Below are 16,936 nucleotides of genomic sequence, written 5' to 3'. Positions count from 1 at the left end.
GGTGCACTAAGCTAAGGCATCACCGCAGGTCAACGCGCCGCCGCTCTCGAAAACAGGCCAAAGTGACCCAACTCGGGTCGAATACTCGCTGGGATGTCCTAACTCAGTCGAACCTGCCTCTAGGGCCCCGCACCGACTTCGTACCAGCGGCGAAAATCTATTCCTAAGTTCGATAGGCCCTGAGCGAAGGTGAAATTCTCTAAAGCGGTCGAGAACTCCGAAAGGTCGCTCTGGGAGAGGGAGTCAGGCGACTTTAGGTCGCCTTCTGGCGTGAAGAATTGGGCTGGAATGCCCTGCTTACCGGGTTGTGCACCCATCGATTTCGCGATCTCGTACCGGGCGAAGTTGACGAAATGCTGTGGCGTAAGCGTCTTAATCGCCGTGTTGCCCGATTCGCGCTGACCGCCTTCGACGACCCCAGCTAATGCGGCGGCGAACTGCAGCGACACCAGGCCATCAGCTTCGCGGTTGGAGACCGACTGCCCGTATTCCTGCAGGTAATTCCTCACGCGGTCATATGCTGCATTGTTGAACTCGATGCCAGCACTGGTGTTAGAATCGATAATGGAAAATATCGTTCGAGCTGCAGTCAGATTCAACGGATCGCCGACAATTTCGAATCCAGTGACTTTTCGGACATCGCCTACCAGTGCCCCCAGAAAAGGAGTTAGGGCTTCGGCGTATGCTGCTGCAAGGTTCGGGTTCAATTCGCCGAGCGACCGACGCTGCAAACCGAAAAAGCCCGCTGGAAGATTTGCCAAATCATTCTCGGGATCAGAAAGAAACAGTGCGATCGTATGTGCTGCTACACCCGCGCGCTGTGCCTTGCCGGGGTCGTTCGATACGGCGTCCCGCTTGATCCATGCAAATCGCTCAGCTGGAGCCCTGCCACCATCGGGCCAAGTGTAGCCACTGATCTGTTGCAAAAATTGTAGCCCGTCGCTTCCCGTCAATTTCTGAGACATTGCTTCATCAGTTGCGGGCAGCTCGGGAGCCGTACTGCCGCACGCCGACAGCACCGTAGAAATTAACAATATTAGTACGATATAAATCGATCGGTGCGCCCTCACTTGCCCGCACCATCTTCGTAATACATGTCGTAATTGGCGCCTAGGGTGCCGTATCCTTGCTTCTGAAGGTAGTTGTTCAACGCTGTTGCGTACTCACTTCGCTCGGAAGTTGAAATCTGATCTGGCGATTTCAGTTGGTTGCCATCAAAGAATTTGTCGGGAATCTCCGCCACTCCGCGATGCACTTCCAGGGCAGTCGCCACTTGGTAGGAGGTCGAAGTAACAGCGTGCTGAGACGTGTCTATCTGTACCGCTGGTTCCGCCTTGCCAGGCTCGGGGTTCGCGCCCAAAAAGGCGGATTCGGCCATGTCGCGAGTCAAGTCATAACCGGGAATATGATCCTTTCCGGGCAGCTCGCCAAACAGTACGTCTAGACCGGATTTTTTGATATCGTACATGGATTTAGCAATTTCCGAATCTTGTAAGCCCCGGGCGACTGCTTCCTGTTCTGCGCCTCCGTTTATGACACCTTGTAAATAAGCAGCTGCCTTCAAGTCTCCTTTGGGCGTATCCGCGATCGATTCACCGCTTCCGGCCGCCGCATGGGCGAAGGCTTGTTGATGGTCGAGCACCTTATGTTCTGCTGCCGCATTGAATTCTTTCGCGGCGCCACGGTCCGAATCGATGACCTCGAAAACATTGCGGGCAGCTTCAAGGTCTCCGTCGCCCGGCGATCCGATCGGATCGAAACCTTTGACGCCGGAATTATGGCCTACGAGTGCTTCTTGGTATGGCTCTAGGGCAAGTGCATCCGCTGCGATCATGGCAGGATTTAAATTTGCAACATTTGGCGTAACAGGGCTTCCTGGTACATCCGGAGGATTCACGTAACGTTCGTGATTATCGCTAAGGTTTTGGGCTAATGCGTGTGCAGCCACGCCGGCTCTATTTGCGATTTCCTCGTTCGGCGAGTGTGCTTCATTGCCGATCCATGAGATCAAGGAATGAACGCTGTTCTTGTTGTCGACCGAATTAGGAGTGTCAGCCCAGGCGTGGTTGTGGAGATCAGTGAGAAACTGTTGACCGGTCTCGCTGCCGAACTCGGAGCTTACCGCTGCATGATCTCGCCCAGCACTATTGAAGACGTCCGCCAACGCATTATCGCGCGCCTCGGCGTACTCAGGGAACCCACCGGCCCCCGTGACTGCAGACCATAGGCTCGGTCTTAACGGGTCGTGGAGGGTATCTCTTGACCAGTCGAGCATCGCCGCGTCGAGGCCGGTGTCGCGTTGAAGTTCGCTGTTTCCGTGGCTCACTATGTCGGCGATGGTTGAAACTTGGCGAGCGTTCTCTGCATATGCCGAAGGCTTATCGAAGTTTGAAAGAAATGAATCAAGATCGTTGCGGCCAAGGGCTCGTTGAACGCTCTCTGGTAATTGAGATCGGCCGCCCGTCTCCATATTTTGAGGGTTGTCAAGGGCGCCGACTTTAGTTTCCGTCTTCGGGAACTGCACGTCGTCGTTGCTCATCAACTGCCATGAATTTGAGATGATACCTCGGTGTTCGCCGAGCCGTTCTTCGGCAGCTTTTAGCTCATCCACTGACATTCCGTGTTGTTGAGCTTGCATCTGGCTCAGATACGCGCCTTGTTGCTCGGACAATTGCTGGCCTGGCTTGATGCCGCTGAGTGCATCCTCAACGCGCGCTGCAGCTTCCTTGTTTCCTCCGAGAGCGTCCTGAACATCTTGCTCGGCGCGCTGATGGATGTCGTCCTGATCCGGCTTGCCGTCGCCGTCTTTATCCGCGAGGCCTTCGGCGTCGCCCTTTTTCTCGCCCGGAGCGAACTGCTGGTTCGTCAGCGCATCAAACTCGCCCCTCAAACCCGTGACGCGGCCGGCGATCGTGTTCATATCCTTGTTCGCATCGTTCACAGTGTTGTTGACCTGCGTGATGCCTTGCCTAGCGATCGGGATGAGGTTCTTTTCCCGGATAGCATCGCTGCTGGCAGGCAGCGATTTGACCATGCTGTCCACCCAGGACTTGGTGGCGTCGAGTTGATTTCGCCCGGCGGTGACGACATTGGCGGCGTTCGTAACTTCGCTGGCCATCTTTTTGTCCAGGTCAGCTAGCTTTTGGTAGACACTGGCGTGTTTCTTGTTCGCCGCCGCGTAGGCCTGTGACCCAGAACCTTGCCAGCGGTCGTCAGGCTGGGCGGATTCGATGCGGGACTTCATCGCCATGAGCTTCGAGCTGCCGTCATGCTGAGAGCCGTCGGTAGGGACGCCGACACCGAAGGTTTCTCGCGCTTTGTTCCACGTCGAATAGAAGCCATCCAGCGCGCTCACGGACACGTCCCCCTCGACACGATTCCGACAGTTAACCGTCAGTATCTCAGCACGTGGCACACCGCGGTGTCAGGAATCGGGTGGGCCCATATTCACCCACCCAGAGCACGGATCTCGTCGGGGATGTCGCCCACCGTGTCTGGAGAGATGTAGGTCTTGACCCACGTCCCATCGGATTGCCGATCAACATGGGCGGTGCCGATATCACTCGACAGCAACCACAACTGGTCGCTGGACGATAGCCAGGTGATGCCGACGCCGTGGCGGGTGCTGTATGCGGTGGTGTCGTGGAAGACCTCGGCACCGGTCGCGGTGTCCTTGATCGCGACAACCCAGGTCTCGACGCCGTTTTGCGTCGGGCCGGAAGCGACCGACACCGAATACTGCCCGGAAGGGGAGTGCTTCGGATCGTCGGGCCGCGCGAAGCGGTCACCCTCGCGGTTCGACGCGTCACCAAAGATCCCGCAGCCGCTGAGGAAGCCGGTGATCAATAACGCGATGCGAATATCCGAATCATGGCGGTTCTCATCACCGGTCAAACGTCGACAGCTCGCAGCACGAGCGTGTCCGAACCGCTGTCGAGGTATGCGGTTGACCGCCAGCCGTCGGTGCTCAGCGCGGTGTCCATCGCGCTGCTGGTGAGAAATGGTCCGGCGGGCACGTGAGCCCGCAGGCCCTCGTTGAGGTTAGGAACCTCGCCCGTCGACGTGGGTGCGAATTTCTGTCGGAGTGCGTCTGCGGTGGTCGGACGAAGTTTGATGACGGCTTCCATCCAGTAGACCGAGGGCCCGGGCACCGTTGCCCGATTGTCCGACTGCTCGCCGAGGGTCCCGCTCATCCAGGTCGCGTCGACAGGGTTGCCGATCACAGGGAACCGTTTCGTCAAGGGCTCCAAGTCGTGTCGGACCTCGGTGGGAGGTGCCGTGACAACGCCTGACGGCTGCGCATCATCGCGGCTCGGATTGCAGGCCGCCACAACGAAAGCCAGACACACGAGAATCGCGACCGCTGCACGTCGTGCCACCCTGGCCACCTCCCTGCTGTGATGATGTCATCAATTGCCCTTAGCGACTGGACGACTACCGAGGCGCCAGGAATCCCACCGGCCCAGGAGAGATGCACACCGACAGCGCGGCGGTGTTGGCGCCCACAGAGATCGATTGCCCAGCCCCCGGCAGCCGCACGAACACCCGGTTGAGCCCGGGCCGCACCGGCACTTTCACGTCGGGACCTTCGGCCAAGGCCATGGTCAGGGAGCCGTCGCTGTTGGCCAGGTAGTTGATCTCGGCGGTCCAATCGGCCGGCAGCAGTGGCCCGTCCAGCGCCATGACGACGGGTTCATCCGGTTGCACCAGGAAACCGCATTGCGGCGCGGGGCCCTCGACAATGGTGCGCACCCACGTCACCTTCGCGTCGACCAATGTCCCGGTCCGGTCGAACATCCGCAGATCGGTTGTTGCAGAGGCGAACTCAGGCCGAGGTGATGCAAGCGCGAACATGTGGCTGGCCAGATTCTCGGGATAGGCCACGCGTTGCAGGATCAAGGGATCGACTTCTTGGTCGAGCAGCGGTGCGGCCGGTGAGGTCGACGCCAGCGAGGCCCGGGCGTTGTTCAGATAAGAAGGCACCGGGCTGTCGCGCCACACCTTCGAGAATGTCCACGTCGAGTACAGGCTGCTGGCCACGAAAAGTACGGCGACGGACACCAGTACGACAGTCCGGCCCAACGACGCGGAAAACAACGAACTCCGGTTGGGCGCACAGAATCCCACGGCCGCCAACAATGCCAGCACCACCACCAGATCCGGCAGATAGCGCAGCGTCTGCGCCAACTCCAACGCGGTGAACCTGGATGACCGCATCAGATAGATCGGAATCTGGCAGGCCACGGCATATCCCAGGGCCACCACCAGCACCGGCCAGATGCGGGTCTTGCGCACCAACACCACCGCAACGCCAATAGCCAAACACACCCAGCCCAACACCATCACCGACACCGGCGGCGTGGCCCAGGGGGAGGCCGGTGCCCAGCGCTGCCAGGACCAGGGCCCGCCGACAAGCCCGGGCACGATGCCGTGGGTAAAGGAGCGGCTCAACAGGTCCCACGTCATCGCCACATCGAAGCTCCACCGCTTCTGATCGACGACGACGAGATATACCCCGATCCAGGCCACCAAAACTACCAGGCACGAGACCCACAACTGCAACCCGCGGCGCCACACCTCGGCCACTGAGAACGACCCCGTCACATACCCCAACAGCGCCACCACCGCGAACGCGACGAACGGGATCACCGCGGCCTTCTCGAAGAACAACAGTCCGCCCAGAAAAACGAGCACACCAACAACTGCGTGCCGAGACGCTCCGGTGCGCACCAGCAGCACGGCCTCACCACAGACCCAGGCCAGCGCGGCCAGCATCGGCAGGGAGTTCAGAGCCGCCGCCCACCAGGCAAACCCGGGCACCGCTAGCGGGGTGAACAAGGCAAAGGTCAGCGGCACGAGCAGCACCGGCCGCCAACCCAGGATCACCCACAGCGCCCGCAGCAACGCCAGTGAGGCCAGCAGCTGCATCACCACCAGGCTCACCGCGGCCAGCACCCACGAGAACGGCGCCACCCGGGTGATCGCGCCGGACACCAGGAACGCGGCGGGCATGACGTGGCCGTCGTGATCGTCGAACAAGAAGGACGGGGATAGCAGATTCTGGGTGCCGGCGCGGCCGATCAGGATCAGATCGTCCCAGTAGAAGTAGCCGCCGAAAGCCACCACGGCCCGGACCACCAGATGCAGCGCGATCAGCGCAGCGGCAGCACGGGCGACCTTGTTCACTCTTGCCGACTGTACGGACACAGCGAGGCCATAGTTGCCGTCGGTATGGTGACCCGGTGCGAACACTGGTGACAGGAGCGGCAGGTTTCATCGGATCGACGCTGGTCGATCGGCTGCTGGCAGACGGGCACAGCGTTGTCGGCCTCGACGACCTGAGCTCGGGGCGGGCAGAGAACCTCAGCAGCGCCGAGAACAACAAAGCCTTCGAGTTCGTCAAGGCCGACATCGTCGACGCGGACCTGCTGAGCCTGTTCAAGGACACCCAGCCCGAGGTGATCTTTCACCTGGCCGCCCAGATCTCGGTGAAGCGCTCGGTGGATGACCCGCAGCTGGACTCGACGGTGAACGTGGTGGGTGTCGTGCGGTTGGCGGAGGCGGCGCGGCAGTCCGGGGTGCGCAAGGTGGTGCACACGTCCTCGGGTGGCTCGGTCTATGGCACACCGCCGTCGTATCCGACCGGCGAAGACACCCCGACGAACCCGTCCTCCCCGTATGCGGCGAGCAAGGTCGCCGGCGAGGTGTACTTCAACATGTTCCGCAACCTCTACAACCTGGATTGTTCGCACATCGCCCCGGCCAACGTCTACGGCCCGCGCCAGGATCCGCACGGCGAGGCCGGCGTGGTGGCGATCTTCGCCCAAGCCCTGCTGGCCGGGCGGCCGACGAAGATCTTCGGCGACGGCACCGACACCCGCGACTACGTGTACGTCGACGACGTCGTGGACGCCTTCGTCAAGGCGTCGGGCACCGCCGGCGGCGGTCAGCGGTTCAACGTCGGCACCGGGGTGGAGACGTCGACGCGCGAGATGCACACCGCGATCGCCCTGGCCGTCGGCGTCCCCGACGACCCGGAGATGCACCCGCCGCGGCTCGGTGACCTGCGCCGGTCGTGCCTCGATGTGACCCGGGCCCGCGACGTGCTGGGCTGGCGGCCGCAGGTGGATCTGGCCGCGGGCATCCCGAAGACGGTGGAGTTCTTCCAGACCAATTCCCGCTAAAAGATTGTGAGTACTCACTTTCTGCTCTAGCGTTGCGTCATGTCTTACGACGTCATCGTTCGCAACGGCCTGTGGTTCGACGGCACCGGCGCCCGTCCGCAGGTCCGCACGCTCGGAATCCGCGACGGGGTGGTGGCCGCGGTGTCGGCCACCGCGCTGGATGAGACGGGATGTCCCGACGTGATCGACGCCGGCGGCAAGTGGGTGCTGCCCGGCTTCATCGACGTGCACACCCATTACGACGCCGAGGTGTTGCTCGACCCGGGCCTGCGGGAATCGGTGCGGCACGGCGTGACGACGGTGCTGTTGGGCATGTGCTCGCTCTCGACGGTGTACGCCGACACCGAGGACGCTGCCGACCTGTTCAGCCGCGTCGAGGCGGTCCCACGCGAGTTCGTGCTCGGCGCGCTGCAGAAGCGCAAGACCTGGACCGGCCCGGCCGAATACGTGAAAGCCATCGACGATTTGCCGCTGGGCCCGAATATCGCGTCATTGCTGGGACATTCGGATCTGCGTGCCTCGGTTCTCGGTCTGGACCGGGCCACCACCCGCGGCGTCATCCCCACCGATGCGGAATTGGAAACCATGGCGGCCAAACTCGACGAGGCGCTGGAAGCGGGCATGCTCGGCATGTCGGGAATGGATGCCGCGATCGACAAGCTCGACGGTGATCGGTTCCGGTCCCGTGCGCTCCCTTCCACATTCGCCACCTGGCGGGAACGCCGGCGTCTGATCAAGGTGCTGCGCAAGCGTGGCCGGATGTTGCAGAGCGCGCCGAATGTGGCCAAAGCTCAAGAGGCGCTGAACTTCTTCCTGGAGAGCAGCGGCCTGTTCGGCCGCCGCCGCGGCGTCAAGATGAGCCTGCTGGTCTCCGCCGACGCCAAGTCCTCGCCAGGTGCGGTGCACGTCCTCGGGCCGGGCACCCGGCTACTCAACCGGATTCTCGGCGCCAAGGTGCGGTTCCAGCACCTGCCGGTGCCGTTCGAATTGTATTCCGACGGAATCGATCTGCCAGTCTTCGAGGAGTTCGGGGCCGGCACGGCCGCGCTGCACCTCAAAGATCAACTCGAGCGCAACACGCTGCTCGCCGACCCGGAGTACCGTCGCCGGTTCCGCAGGTCGTTCGATCGGCGCAAGCTCGGTCCGACGTTGTGGCACCGCGACTTCCACGACGCCACCATCGTCGAATGCCCGGATAAAACCTTGATCGGCAAGAGCTTCGGGCAGATCGCCGATGAGCGGGGAATCCACCCACTCGACGCCTTCCTCGACGTGTTGGTCGACAACGGTGAACGCAACGTGCGCTGGACGACGATCGTGGCGAACGACCGGCCCAAGTACTTGGACAAGCTGGCCAAGGATCCGTCGGTGCACATGGGCTTCTCGGATGCCGGTGCGCACCTGCGCAACATGGCGTTCTACAACTATCCGCTGCGGTTGCTGAAGCGGGTTCGTGACGCGCAGTTGGCCGGACGTCCGTTCCTGACCACCGAGCACGCTGTACACCGGCTGACCGCCGAGGTGGCCGACTGGTTCGGGGTCCCGGCGGGCACGCTGCGCCAAGGAGACCGGGCCGATTTTGTGGTGGTCGATCCGGCCGGCCTCAATGGCGATGTCGACGCCTATCACGAGGAAACAGTCCCGTTCTACGGCGGCCTGAGCCGCATGGTGAACCGCAACGACGACGCCGTCGTCGCCACCGCCGTCAACGGCGCCGTGGTGTTCCGCAACGGTGAATTCCGTGACGGTTACGGCGAATCGGTGAAGTCGGGACGTTACCTGCGGGCTGGTGCCGAGCACCTGGACCACGCTGCGGTCTGAGATGGCCAGAACCCAGCAGCAGCGCCGCGAGGAGACCATGGCGCGCCTGATCGACGCCGGCATCGACACCATCATCGAGGTCGGCTACGCCAAGGCTTCAGCGGCGGTGATCGCCAAGCGGGCCAAGGTTTCCGACGGCGCGCTGTTCCGGCATTTCCCGACGATGAGCGACTTCATGGCAGCCACCGCGCGGGAGGTGGCGCGCCGGCAACTGGAGTTGGGCAGCAAGCTGGGTGCGAATATCTCTGCCGATCAGCCGGCGCTTCCGGCGGTGCTGGCGATCCTGCGCGACATCGCGGGCAGTGAAACCAACACCGTGTGGCACGAACTGTTGATGGCGGCGCGTACCGATGAAAAGCTGCGCGGCCCACTGCAGGCGGTGCTTACCGAGTACATCCACAACATCTACGAAACCGCCAAGCACGGGCCCGGCATGGACCAGATCCCCGAGGATGTTTTCGCCGTCCTGCTGACCGTCGTGCTCAACACGTTCGACGGCGCCGCCATGGTGCGCCGCGTGCTGCCGATGCCGGAACTCGAGGACGCCCGGATCGCGATGTTGGCGCAGTTTGCTCAGTCGCTAACTTCCGGTCAGTTCGGCGGCGTCGCTACCGTCCCAGAACGGTGAGAGTCCCGTCCATGCCTGGGTATCGCTGAAAGACAACAAGTTCCGCGCCGCCTCGGTCAACGGATGGTCTTCGCCGACGATGGTCGTGCTGTCTTTGACCAGCCGTCGGGCCCGCTGACCGGCCGAACCGAATTCGTGTCCGGCCCACAGGCACCATGCGAGGTAGTAGCGCCACAGCAACGTCTGGTGTGCATCGTTACCTGCGCTCCGGGCGCACTGAGACAACGCTTTTTTCGCGGTCAGAACGCATTCGAAGAAATGCACTTGCTCGGACTCTTCCTCGTCTGCGGCATCAGCCGCCCTGCTCTCGGCTTCGGCGTCGGGGCAGTGTGGGTCGTCGCTCTGCTCTTGGAACTCCAGGCTGTAGGCGATATCGCGGGTCGCCTCCAGCCGGTCTTGCCACTCCGTGCGTGCTGCGGCCCGCTTGTCCAGAGCCGATAGGGTCAATGGATCTGCATCGCCTCGTCCGCGGGCGAGATCCTCTGCGAGAACCTCCCATTCCGAAATTCGCTCCATCGTGTTGTCAGCTGATTCCGGCGTCCACAGTGCTCGGGTGTACCGGGCCGTCAACGTGGTGGGATCGTCGTGACCGAGCACCTTCTCCAGCACCGGGATCAGGTCGTCGAGGTCGGTGAGGGTCTTCGCGGTAACCCCCATCGCCTCACCGTGCCAGCTCACTTGCGCCAGTCGCGCTGCCAACGTTTCGGGATGGAGCTCACCGAGGAGGCGGACTCGGTGCTGGTGCACTACCAACGCCTCCATACTCGCACCGTACGGATCGCCGAGATCGCGACGGGCCAACGCCGCCCCGTATGCTGCGGCGAGCGTCAGCGGGTGGCGTGCGCCGAAGGCACGAGTGTCGGCACCGCACAGGTGAACCCATCGCAGCAGGCGATCGGCCGGATCTGTTGCGCTCTCGTCGATTGCGGCCAGGGTGTGCTGCGCCCACAAGGTATCGCGGTGCTCGGGACCGAGGACGCGCCTCATTGTCGGGAGCAGGTCACGGATGGCTTCAACGGCCCCCGCTTCGCCGAGGTCGTATCGCCAACTGACCACGAGCCACGCCACCGCGAGCGTGTCCGGATGATCGTTGCCGAGCGTGGTGCGTCGGGCTTCGTGAACCTCGATGGCATTGCGCAGTGCCCCGCGCAGATCGCCTGCGTTTTGGCGTGCGGCCGCAACAGCCAGCAGCGCGTTCAGCGACGCCGGGTCGTCAGTAGTGCCGGATGGCTCGTCATTCATCTTCTGAGGCAGCCGGCACCCGGACGTTCTGCAGTGCCACCGCTCGGGCCAGCCGGGCGTAGCGCAACTCGAGATCTTTGATGCGCAGGTAGGTCGAGATCGTGACGAACACGAACGCGATGATGAGCATGTACTCCATCAGGTCCGTACCCCGGTCCACCCCAAGCCAATTGGCCACCACGGTGGTGTCGTCGGGACGCAGGATCGCATAGATGCCCGTCGCGACGAACAGTACGAAGCCGACCTTCACCCACGCCTTGGACCGGGCGCTGCGCCGTGACCCCAGCAGGTACGCCAACAGCACCAGCACTGCGATGATCAGCAGCGCCTGAATCCAGTTCATCTGGACAGCCTCCTGCGCAACAACCCGTCGAAGACGATGTTCACGCCGTTGAGCAACGGCTGGCCCTTGGATTTCGAGTAGTCGGTGTAGAGGATTTCGACGGGCTCCTCGACCACGCGCCAACGCTTTTCGTATGCCACCGCGATGAATTCCCCGGCGTGGCTCATCCCGTTCATGGTCAGATCGAGCTCGTCGGCGACCACCTTGTCGAACACCCGTAGGCCGTTGTGCGCGTCGGTGAGCCCGAGCGCACGACTGCGCGGGCTGAGGAAGGCGGCGGTACGCAAGATGATCCGCTTCACCAGTGGCGTGTGCGTCACGGCGTGGGCGTCGCGGTCGGCGAAGCGGGTGCCCACCACCAGGTTGGCGCCCTCGGCGTCGAGACGGTCGATCATCCGCACCACGTCTTTGACCTGGTGCTGTCCGTCGGCGTCGAAGGTGGCGAACACCCGGACCCCGGGACGGCTCCGCGCATATTCGATACCGGTCTGGATGGCAGCGCCCTGGCCCAGATTCACCGGATGCGGCACGACGTGCGCGCCGGCGCGTAGCGCCAGGCGGGCGGTGTCGTCACGACTGCCGTCGTCGACACAGACGACGTTAGGGAAAACCGAGCGCACGTCGGTGATGACGTCGCCGATGATGCTCGCCTCGTTGAAGGCGGGAATGATGACCCAAACATCGTGAAAGCGCATGTCGATGGGCACCAAACTACACGGTCAACGGCGGGCCAGACGCGCCAGCGCGCCCAGGTGAACCACGATTCCCACCAGCGGTCCGCACAGCAGCGCGATGATGGTCCGTTCCTCCAGCCCCACCGGCAACAGCAGTAGCGCCACCGCGGCCACGGTCGCGATGATCCAGCCCGTCGCATACGCGCGGTGCAAAGCGGCCGCGACGGTGGCGGCGCCGGTCAGCGTCAGCATCGCGATGGCCACGGCAGCCCCGGTCAGCCAGGCCAGCAGCGGACCGCCGGCCTGGTAATCGTCGCCGAACCCGACGCGCAGCAACCACGGGCCGAGCAGTCCGGCCGCCACGATCCCGATGGCGCCGAGCGCGGCCACCACGGCGGCGGGCGCCACCAGCGCGCGCAGCCGCTTGTCACGCTGGTCGACGAAGTGGGCGATGAGGTTGCCCTGCATCGCGGTCAATGGGACCAGCAGTGGGGCGCGGGTCAGCGTGACGGCCAGGATCACCACGCCGCCGGTGGCGCCGAGTTCGCCCGAGGTGGCCTTGAGCAGCACCGGGAATCCCATCACCAGGATCGCGCTGGCGCCGGCGGCGGCGATGGAATGCCCGGCCCCGCGCAGGAAGGTGCCGGGGCTGCCGGCGGTGAGCAGGCCGGCCGCGAGCCGTGCGGCCGGCGCCGCGATCAGCATGATCAGCCAGGCCACGGCTCCGGCGACGGTGGCCCACAGAAACCCGGCCAGCCCCCAGCCCAACACGAAGGTGGCCGCCGCGACCGCCACCCGGATCCCGGCGTCAGTGACCATCAGGGCCCCGTACTCGGTCCACCGGTTCACCCCGGCGAGCATGCCGAGCAGCGTGGCGTGCAGGCAGAACCCGGCCAGCCCGACGCTGAGCAGCGCCACGCTCAGCACCCGCGATTCGGCGAACACGTGCGAACTCCACAGCAGCGAGCTGGCCGCGATCACCACGGCGGCGACGACGCCGACGAGTGCGGCGATCCGCATCGGGTGAGTGGTGGGCTCGCCACTGAGATCCCGGTGGCGGGCCCCGCGCACCTCACGGGTGGCCTCTTGCAACAGACCGTTGGCGGCGCCGGTCACCAGCCCGAAGGCGCCCCAGAACACGCTGAAGATCGAGAAGCCGGCCGGCTCCAAGCCCCGCGCGGCCAGGTACAGCACGGCGTACCCGCACACCGCGCTGATCGCGGTCGCCGCGCCGACGCGGGCGACGCTGCTGCGCGTGATGGGGCCTGTCGATGAGCCGCTTGCGCGAAGAGCATCGAAATCCGATGAGCCGCTTGCGCGAAGAGCATCGAAACCGGGGGTCCCGCCGCCGTCGGTCACAGCGCCGGCAGCTCTTTCGAATACAGCCAGGCCTGCCACAGTGGCTGCAAGGGCTCGTCGGTGTAGCCGGCGGCCAGCCCGGTGAAATCGTCGGTGAAGGCGGTGCTGTGCCGGTAGCGGGTGGTCCAATCTTGTAGCAGTGCAAAGAATTTCGCGTCGCCGATGCGGGTGCGCAGCACATGCAGGGTCAGCGCGCCACGTTTGTACACCCGGTCGTCGAACATGTCCTCGGGCCCCGGATCGGACAGCAGCAGATCCTGCGGTTGGTCCTGCAGCCGCGCGTGATAGTGCTGGGCCCATTGTGCCGCGCTGCGGCCCCCGCTGTGTTCGGACCACAGCCACTCCGCGTAGCAGGCGAAGCCCTCGTGCAGCCAGATGTCCCGCCAGCGCCGCGCGGTCACCGAATTGCCGAACCACTGGTGGGCCAGTTCGTGGGCGATCAACCGCTCGGCGCCGCGATGCCCATCGCAATGATTGGCCCCGAAGATCGAGATGCCCTGCGCCTCCAGCGGAATCTCCAGATCGTCGTCGGTCACCACCACGGTGTAACCGCTGGCCACCGGATACGGGCCGAACAGCTTGATGAACAACTTCATCATCTGCGGCTGGCGTTCGAAATCGTGCTCGAAGTTGCGGCGCAGCCCGGGCGGCAGGACCGCATGCATCGGCACCGGTGATTTGGTCAGCCGCTGGTGCTCGTACATGCCGATCTGCAGCGTCATCAGATAGCTCGATGTCGGTTCGGGTTGCTCGTAGGTCCACACCGTGTGCCCGGCGCGGGCTTTGCGGGAGAGCAACTCGCCATTGGCCAGCGCGTAGTACGGGCTGTCGGTGCTGATCTGGATGCGGTAGCTGGCCTTCGAGCTGGGGTGGTCGTCGCAGGGGAACCAGGAGGCGGCCCCGTTGGGCTGACCGGCCACCAGGGCCCCGTTCGACAGTTCCTCGAAACCGACGTCACCCCAATAGGTTTCGATGGGGCGCGGGTTTCCGTTGTAGCGGACGACGACGGTCATCGCGGCCCCGGCCGGCAACGCCGATCCCAGCGTGATCGACAGCTTGCCGCCGCTGGCCCGGTACTGGGCGGGCCGACGGCCGTTCACCGAAACCCGGGACACCGACAGCGCATCGGACAGGTCCAGGGTGAAGGTGCGCAGCGCGGCCAGGGTGACCGCCGTGATGGTCGCCGACCCGGCCAGCCGGTTGATCGCCACCTTGTACTCGAGCTCGAGCTCGTAGCGCGACACCCGGTACCCGAAATTGCCGTTGCGCGGCAGATACGGGTCGATCACGGGCGTGGACGTCACCTTCTTGGCAGCTTTCTTCGATCGGGTCACGCGGCGGGGTTTTCCGTCCGCTTGGCCTCGGCCGTTTTTGCGGTGCGTTTCTTGCCGAACATGTTCCACGGGGCGATCGGGTTGCCCTGCCAGCGGGTGGACGGCGGCACCTCGTCGCCACGCATGACCAGCGAGCCCGGCCCGACGGTGGACCCGGCGCCCAGCCGGGCCGCGGGCAGCGCCACGCAGTGGGGCCCCAACGTCGCACCCTCTTCGAGCACCACGCTGTCCAGCCGCATGATGCGGTCGTGGAACAGATGGGTCTGCACCACGCAGCCGCGGTTGACGGTGGCGCCGGCCTCGAGGGTCACCAGATCGGCTTCCGGCAGCCAGTAGGTTTCACACCACACGCCACGGCCGATCGAGGCGCCCAGGCCACGCAGCCACAGGTTCATCACCGGTGTGCCGCTGGCCGCCCGGGCGAACCAGGGCGCGGCGACGGTTTCGACGAACGTGTCCGACACCTCGTTGCGCCAGACGAACGACGACCACAGCGGACGCTCCACCGCGCGAATCCGGCCGAGGACCAACCATTTCGCGATCACCGCGATGATGCCGGCCACGGCGCCGGCAACCAACAGCACCAGGCCGCCGGTCAGCGCCGCCCACAGGAAACCGAACCGGAGCGTCACCGCCTGCAACCCGCCCAGCACGGCGACACCGATGGCGAAGGTGATGATCACCGGGATCAGCCGGCAGGTCTCGACCGCCGAGCGCATGACCTTCAACCGCAGCGACGGATGGAAAGTGCGCAGCGCATCGGCGGCGGTGGCGTTGCGGCGCAACCGAACCGGCGGGCTACCCAACCAGGACGAGCCGGCCTTCGCCTTGTGCGGGGTGGCCGAGAGCACCGCCACCAGGCCGTCGTCGGGCACCTTGCGGCCGGGTTGGGTGATGCCCGAGTTGCCGAGGAAGGCGCGCTTGCCGATGGTGGCCTTGGCGACGTGAATCCACCCGCCGCCCAATTCGTACGAGGCCACCATGGTGTCGTCGGCCAGGAAAGCCCCGTCCTGCACCTCGGTGAACTTCGGGGTGAACAGTGCTGTCGAGATCTCGGTGTCCCGACCGACTTTCGCGCCGAGCAGCCGCAACCACCACGGGGTGAACAGGCTGGCGTAGATCGGAAACAGGTAATGGCGGGCCGCGTCCATCAGGCGTTCGGTCATCCACAACTGCCAGCCCACGCGGCTGCGCACCGGGTGATAACCCTCGGACAGCTTGACCGACAGGATTCGTACCCCGATCACGGTGAGCACCGCGTAGACCAACATCGCGACCAGCGCGGCGGCCGGCGTCCAGGCCAGTGCGGGCAGCAGCGCGTCGCTCGGTGAGGCGGTGTCGTGCACGCCCCAGATGACCACCGCCAGGCCCGCGGCCAACGCGGCCAGCGGCAGACCGGCCAGCAACATCGAGGACACCCCGTACACCCCGACCCACAACGGCGCACGAGGCGGCCGGTGATCCGGCCACGGGTGGCGGGCCTTACCGGATTTCACGGCCGGTGAGCCCTTCCAGAACTGGCCGTTCTTGACCTTGCCCACCACCGCCGAGCCCGGCGCGACATCGGCGTTCTTGCCGACGGTCGCTCCCGGAAGCAGCGTGGTGCGGGCGCCGATCGTGGCGTCGTTGCCGATCGACACCGGCCCGACGTGGAACACGTCGCCGTCGATCCAGTGCCCGCTCAGGTCCACCTCGGGTTCGACGGAGGCGCGATGGCCGATCTTGAGCATGCCGGTCACCGGCGGTGCAGAGTGCATGTCGACGCCCTTGCCCACGCTGTTGCCCAGGGCGCGGGCGTAGTAGACCATCCACGGTGCGCCGGCCAGGTTCTCCGCACCGCTGGCCTCGGCCAGTCGTTCGGCGATCCACACCCGAAGGTGCACCGCGCCGCCGCGTCGGTACGTGCCGGGCTCAAGGCCGCCCAGCAGCATCCGGGCGAACAGCACCGCGATGCCCATCCGGCCCAGCGGCGTGACGAACAGTACGAACCCGGCCAGCACCCACCACCAGCTGAGCGGATGAGCCCATGACACCACGCCCGTCACGGCGGCCACGTTGTTCAGCAACGCCAGCCAGACCACCCATTGCATGCCGGTGAGGGTGGCCAGCGGCAGTGACAACGCGACCTGCGCGGCCTGGGTCGGCACCGGGGTCGGTTTGACCTGCCGGGAAGTGATCTGCGGCGGCGGTTTGAGATCGTCGAGGTAGCCGGCCAGGGAACCCAGTCGCGGGTGGTCGTAGAGGTCGGCGACGGTCACCAGTGGATAGCGTTGGCGCAGCGCGGCCACCAGCTGTGCGGCGGCCAGCGAGCCGCCGCCCAGGGCGATGAAATCGGCCTCCGGCCCGTCGAC

The 16,936-nt window shown here is 64.6% G+C and carries 14 protein-coding genes; 3 read left to right on the top strand and 11 right to left on the bottom strand.

All coding sequences use genetic code 11. The features are described from left to right. Positions 1–119: 119 nt before the first annotated feature. The 5 genes from A5699_RS28945 to A5699_RS04655 all read right to left on the bottom strand — a co-directional run bounded on the left by A5699_RS28945 (position 120) and on the right by A5699_RS04655 (position 6,186). Positions 120–965: a hypothetical protein gene (locus A5699_RS28945; protein ID WP_157561083.1), complete on the bottom strand. Its 846-nt coding sequence runs from the start codon at positions 963–965 to the stop codon at positions 120–122. A gap of 101 nt (positions 966–1,066) precedes the next feature. Then, complete coding sequence (locus A5699_RS29475; RefSeq protein WP_197508188.1) at positions 1,067–3,355, bottom strand: EspA/EspE family type VII secretion system effector; 2,289 nt, start codon at positions 3,353–3,355, stop codon at positions 1,067–1,069. Between the two features lie 92 nt (positions 3,356–3,447). Further along, positions 3,448–3,894 (bottom strand): hypothetical protein, encoded by a 447-nt coding sequence (locus A5699_RS04665; protein ID WP_231965582.1) that lies wholly within the window; start codon positions 3,892–3,894, stop codon positions 3,448–3,450. Continuing rightward, a complete protein-coding gene (locus A5699_RS04660; protein ID WP_157561082.1) occupies positions 3,891–4,223 on the bottom strand; it encodes a hypothetical protein in 333 nt (110 codons plus the stop codon). The genes A5699_RS04665 and A5699_RS04660 overlap by 4 nt, the downstream gene beginning before the upstream one ends. 211 nt (positions 4,224–4,434) lie before the next feature. Beyond that, complete coding sequence (locus A5699_RS04655) at positions 4,435–6,186, bottom strand: hypothetical protein (protein WP_067766088.1); 1,752 nt, start codon at positions 6,184–6,186, stop codon at positions 4,435–4,437. A gap of 56 nt (positions 6,187–6,242) precedes the next feature. Between A5699_RS04655 and A5699_RS04650 the strand changes: the two genes are divergently transcribed. From A5699_RS04650 to A5699_RS04640, 3 genes are read left to right on the top strand one after another with little or no spacing between them, the layout of a single operon-like run. Beyond that, on the top strand, positions 6,243–7,184 hold the full coding sequence (locus A5699_RS04650; protein ID WP_067766085.1) for a GDP-mannose 4,6-dehydratase: 942 nt from the start codon (positions 6,243–6,245) through the stop codon (positions 7,182–7,184). A gap of 39 nt (positions 7,185–7,223) precedes the next feature. After that, positions 7,224–9,005 carry an amidohydrolase family protein gene (locus A5699_RS04645; protein ID WP_067766082.1) on the top strand — a complete coding sequence of 594 codons (1,782 nt, stop codon included), beginning with the start codon at positions 7,224–7,226 and terminating at the stop codon, positions 9,003–9,005. A gap of 1 nt (position 9,006) precedes the next feature. Then, complete coding sequence (locus A5699_RS04640; RefSeq protein ID WP_067766109.1) at positions 9,007–9,633, top strand: TetR/AcrR family transcriptional regulator; 627 nt, start codon at positions 9,007–9,009, stop codon at positions 9,631–9,633. On the opposite strand, the gene A5699_RS04635 is transcribed toward A5699_RS04640, so the two are convergent. The 6 genes from A5699_RS04635 to A5699_RS04610 all read right to left on the bottom strand — a co-directional run. Further along, the gene (locus A5699_RS04635) at positions 9,586–10,875 is read right to left on the bottom strand and encodes a tetratricopeptide repeat protein (protein WP_082957576.1); all 1,290 of its coding nucleotides are present in this window, start codon (positions 10,873–10,875) and stop codon (positions 9,586–9,588) included. The two genes, A5699_RS04640 and A5699_RS04635, sit on opposite strands and share 48 nt — an antisense overlap. After that, entirely contained in the window at positions 10,868–11,218 is a 351-nt protein-coding gene (locus A5699_RS04630) for a DUF2304 domain-containing protein (RefSeq protein WP_067766079.1), read from the bottom strand. The genes A5699_RS04635 and A5699_RS04630 overlap by 8 nt, the downstream gene beginning before the upstream one ends. Next, the gene (locus tag A5699_RS04625) at positions 11,215–11,913 is read right to left on the bottom strand and encodes a glycosyltransferase family 2 protein (protein ID WP_067766076.1); all 699 of its coding nucleotides are present in this window, start codon (positions 11,911–11,913) and stop codon (positions 11,215–11,217) included. The genes A5699_RS04630 and A5699_RS04625 overlap by 4 nt, the downstream gene beginning before the upstream one ends. Positions 11,914–11,937: 24 nt before the next feature. After that, positions 11,938–13,152, bottom strand: a complete 1,215-nt coding sequence (locus tag A5699_RS04620; protein WP_067766103.1) for a hypothetical protein — start codon at positions 13,150–13,152, stop codon at positions 11,938–11,940. A 95-nt stretch (positions 13,153–13,247) separates the two neighbouring features. Beyond that, positions 13,248–14,585 carry a M1 family metallopeptidase gene (locus tag A5699_RS04615; protein ID WP_067766073.1) on the bottom strand — a complete coding sequence of 446 codons (1,338 nt, stop codon included), beginning with the start codon at positions 14,583–14,585 and terminating at the stop codon, positions 13,248–13,250. Further along, on the bottom strand, positions 14,582–16,936 hold a 2,355-nt coding region (locus tag A5699_RS04610), incomplete at its 5' end, for a Pls/PosA family non-ribosomal peptide synthetase (RefSeq protein WP_231965580.1). The genes A5699_RS04615 and A5699_RS04610, both read right to left, overlap by 4 nt.

Source organism: Mycobacterium sp. E802 (assembly GCF_001666875.1).
Taxonomy (GTDB): Bacteria; Actinomycetota; Actinomycetes; order Mycobacteriales; family Mycobacteriaceae; genus Mycobacterium.
The sequence above is the reverse complement of the archived record's forward strand: the minus strand, read 5'-3'. Positions and strand labels throughout refer to the sequence as shown.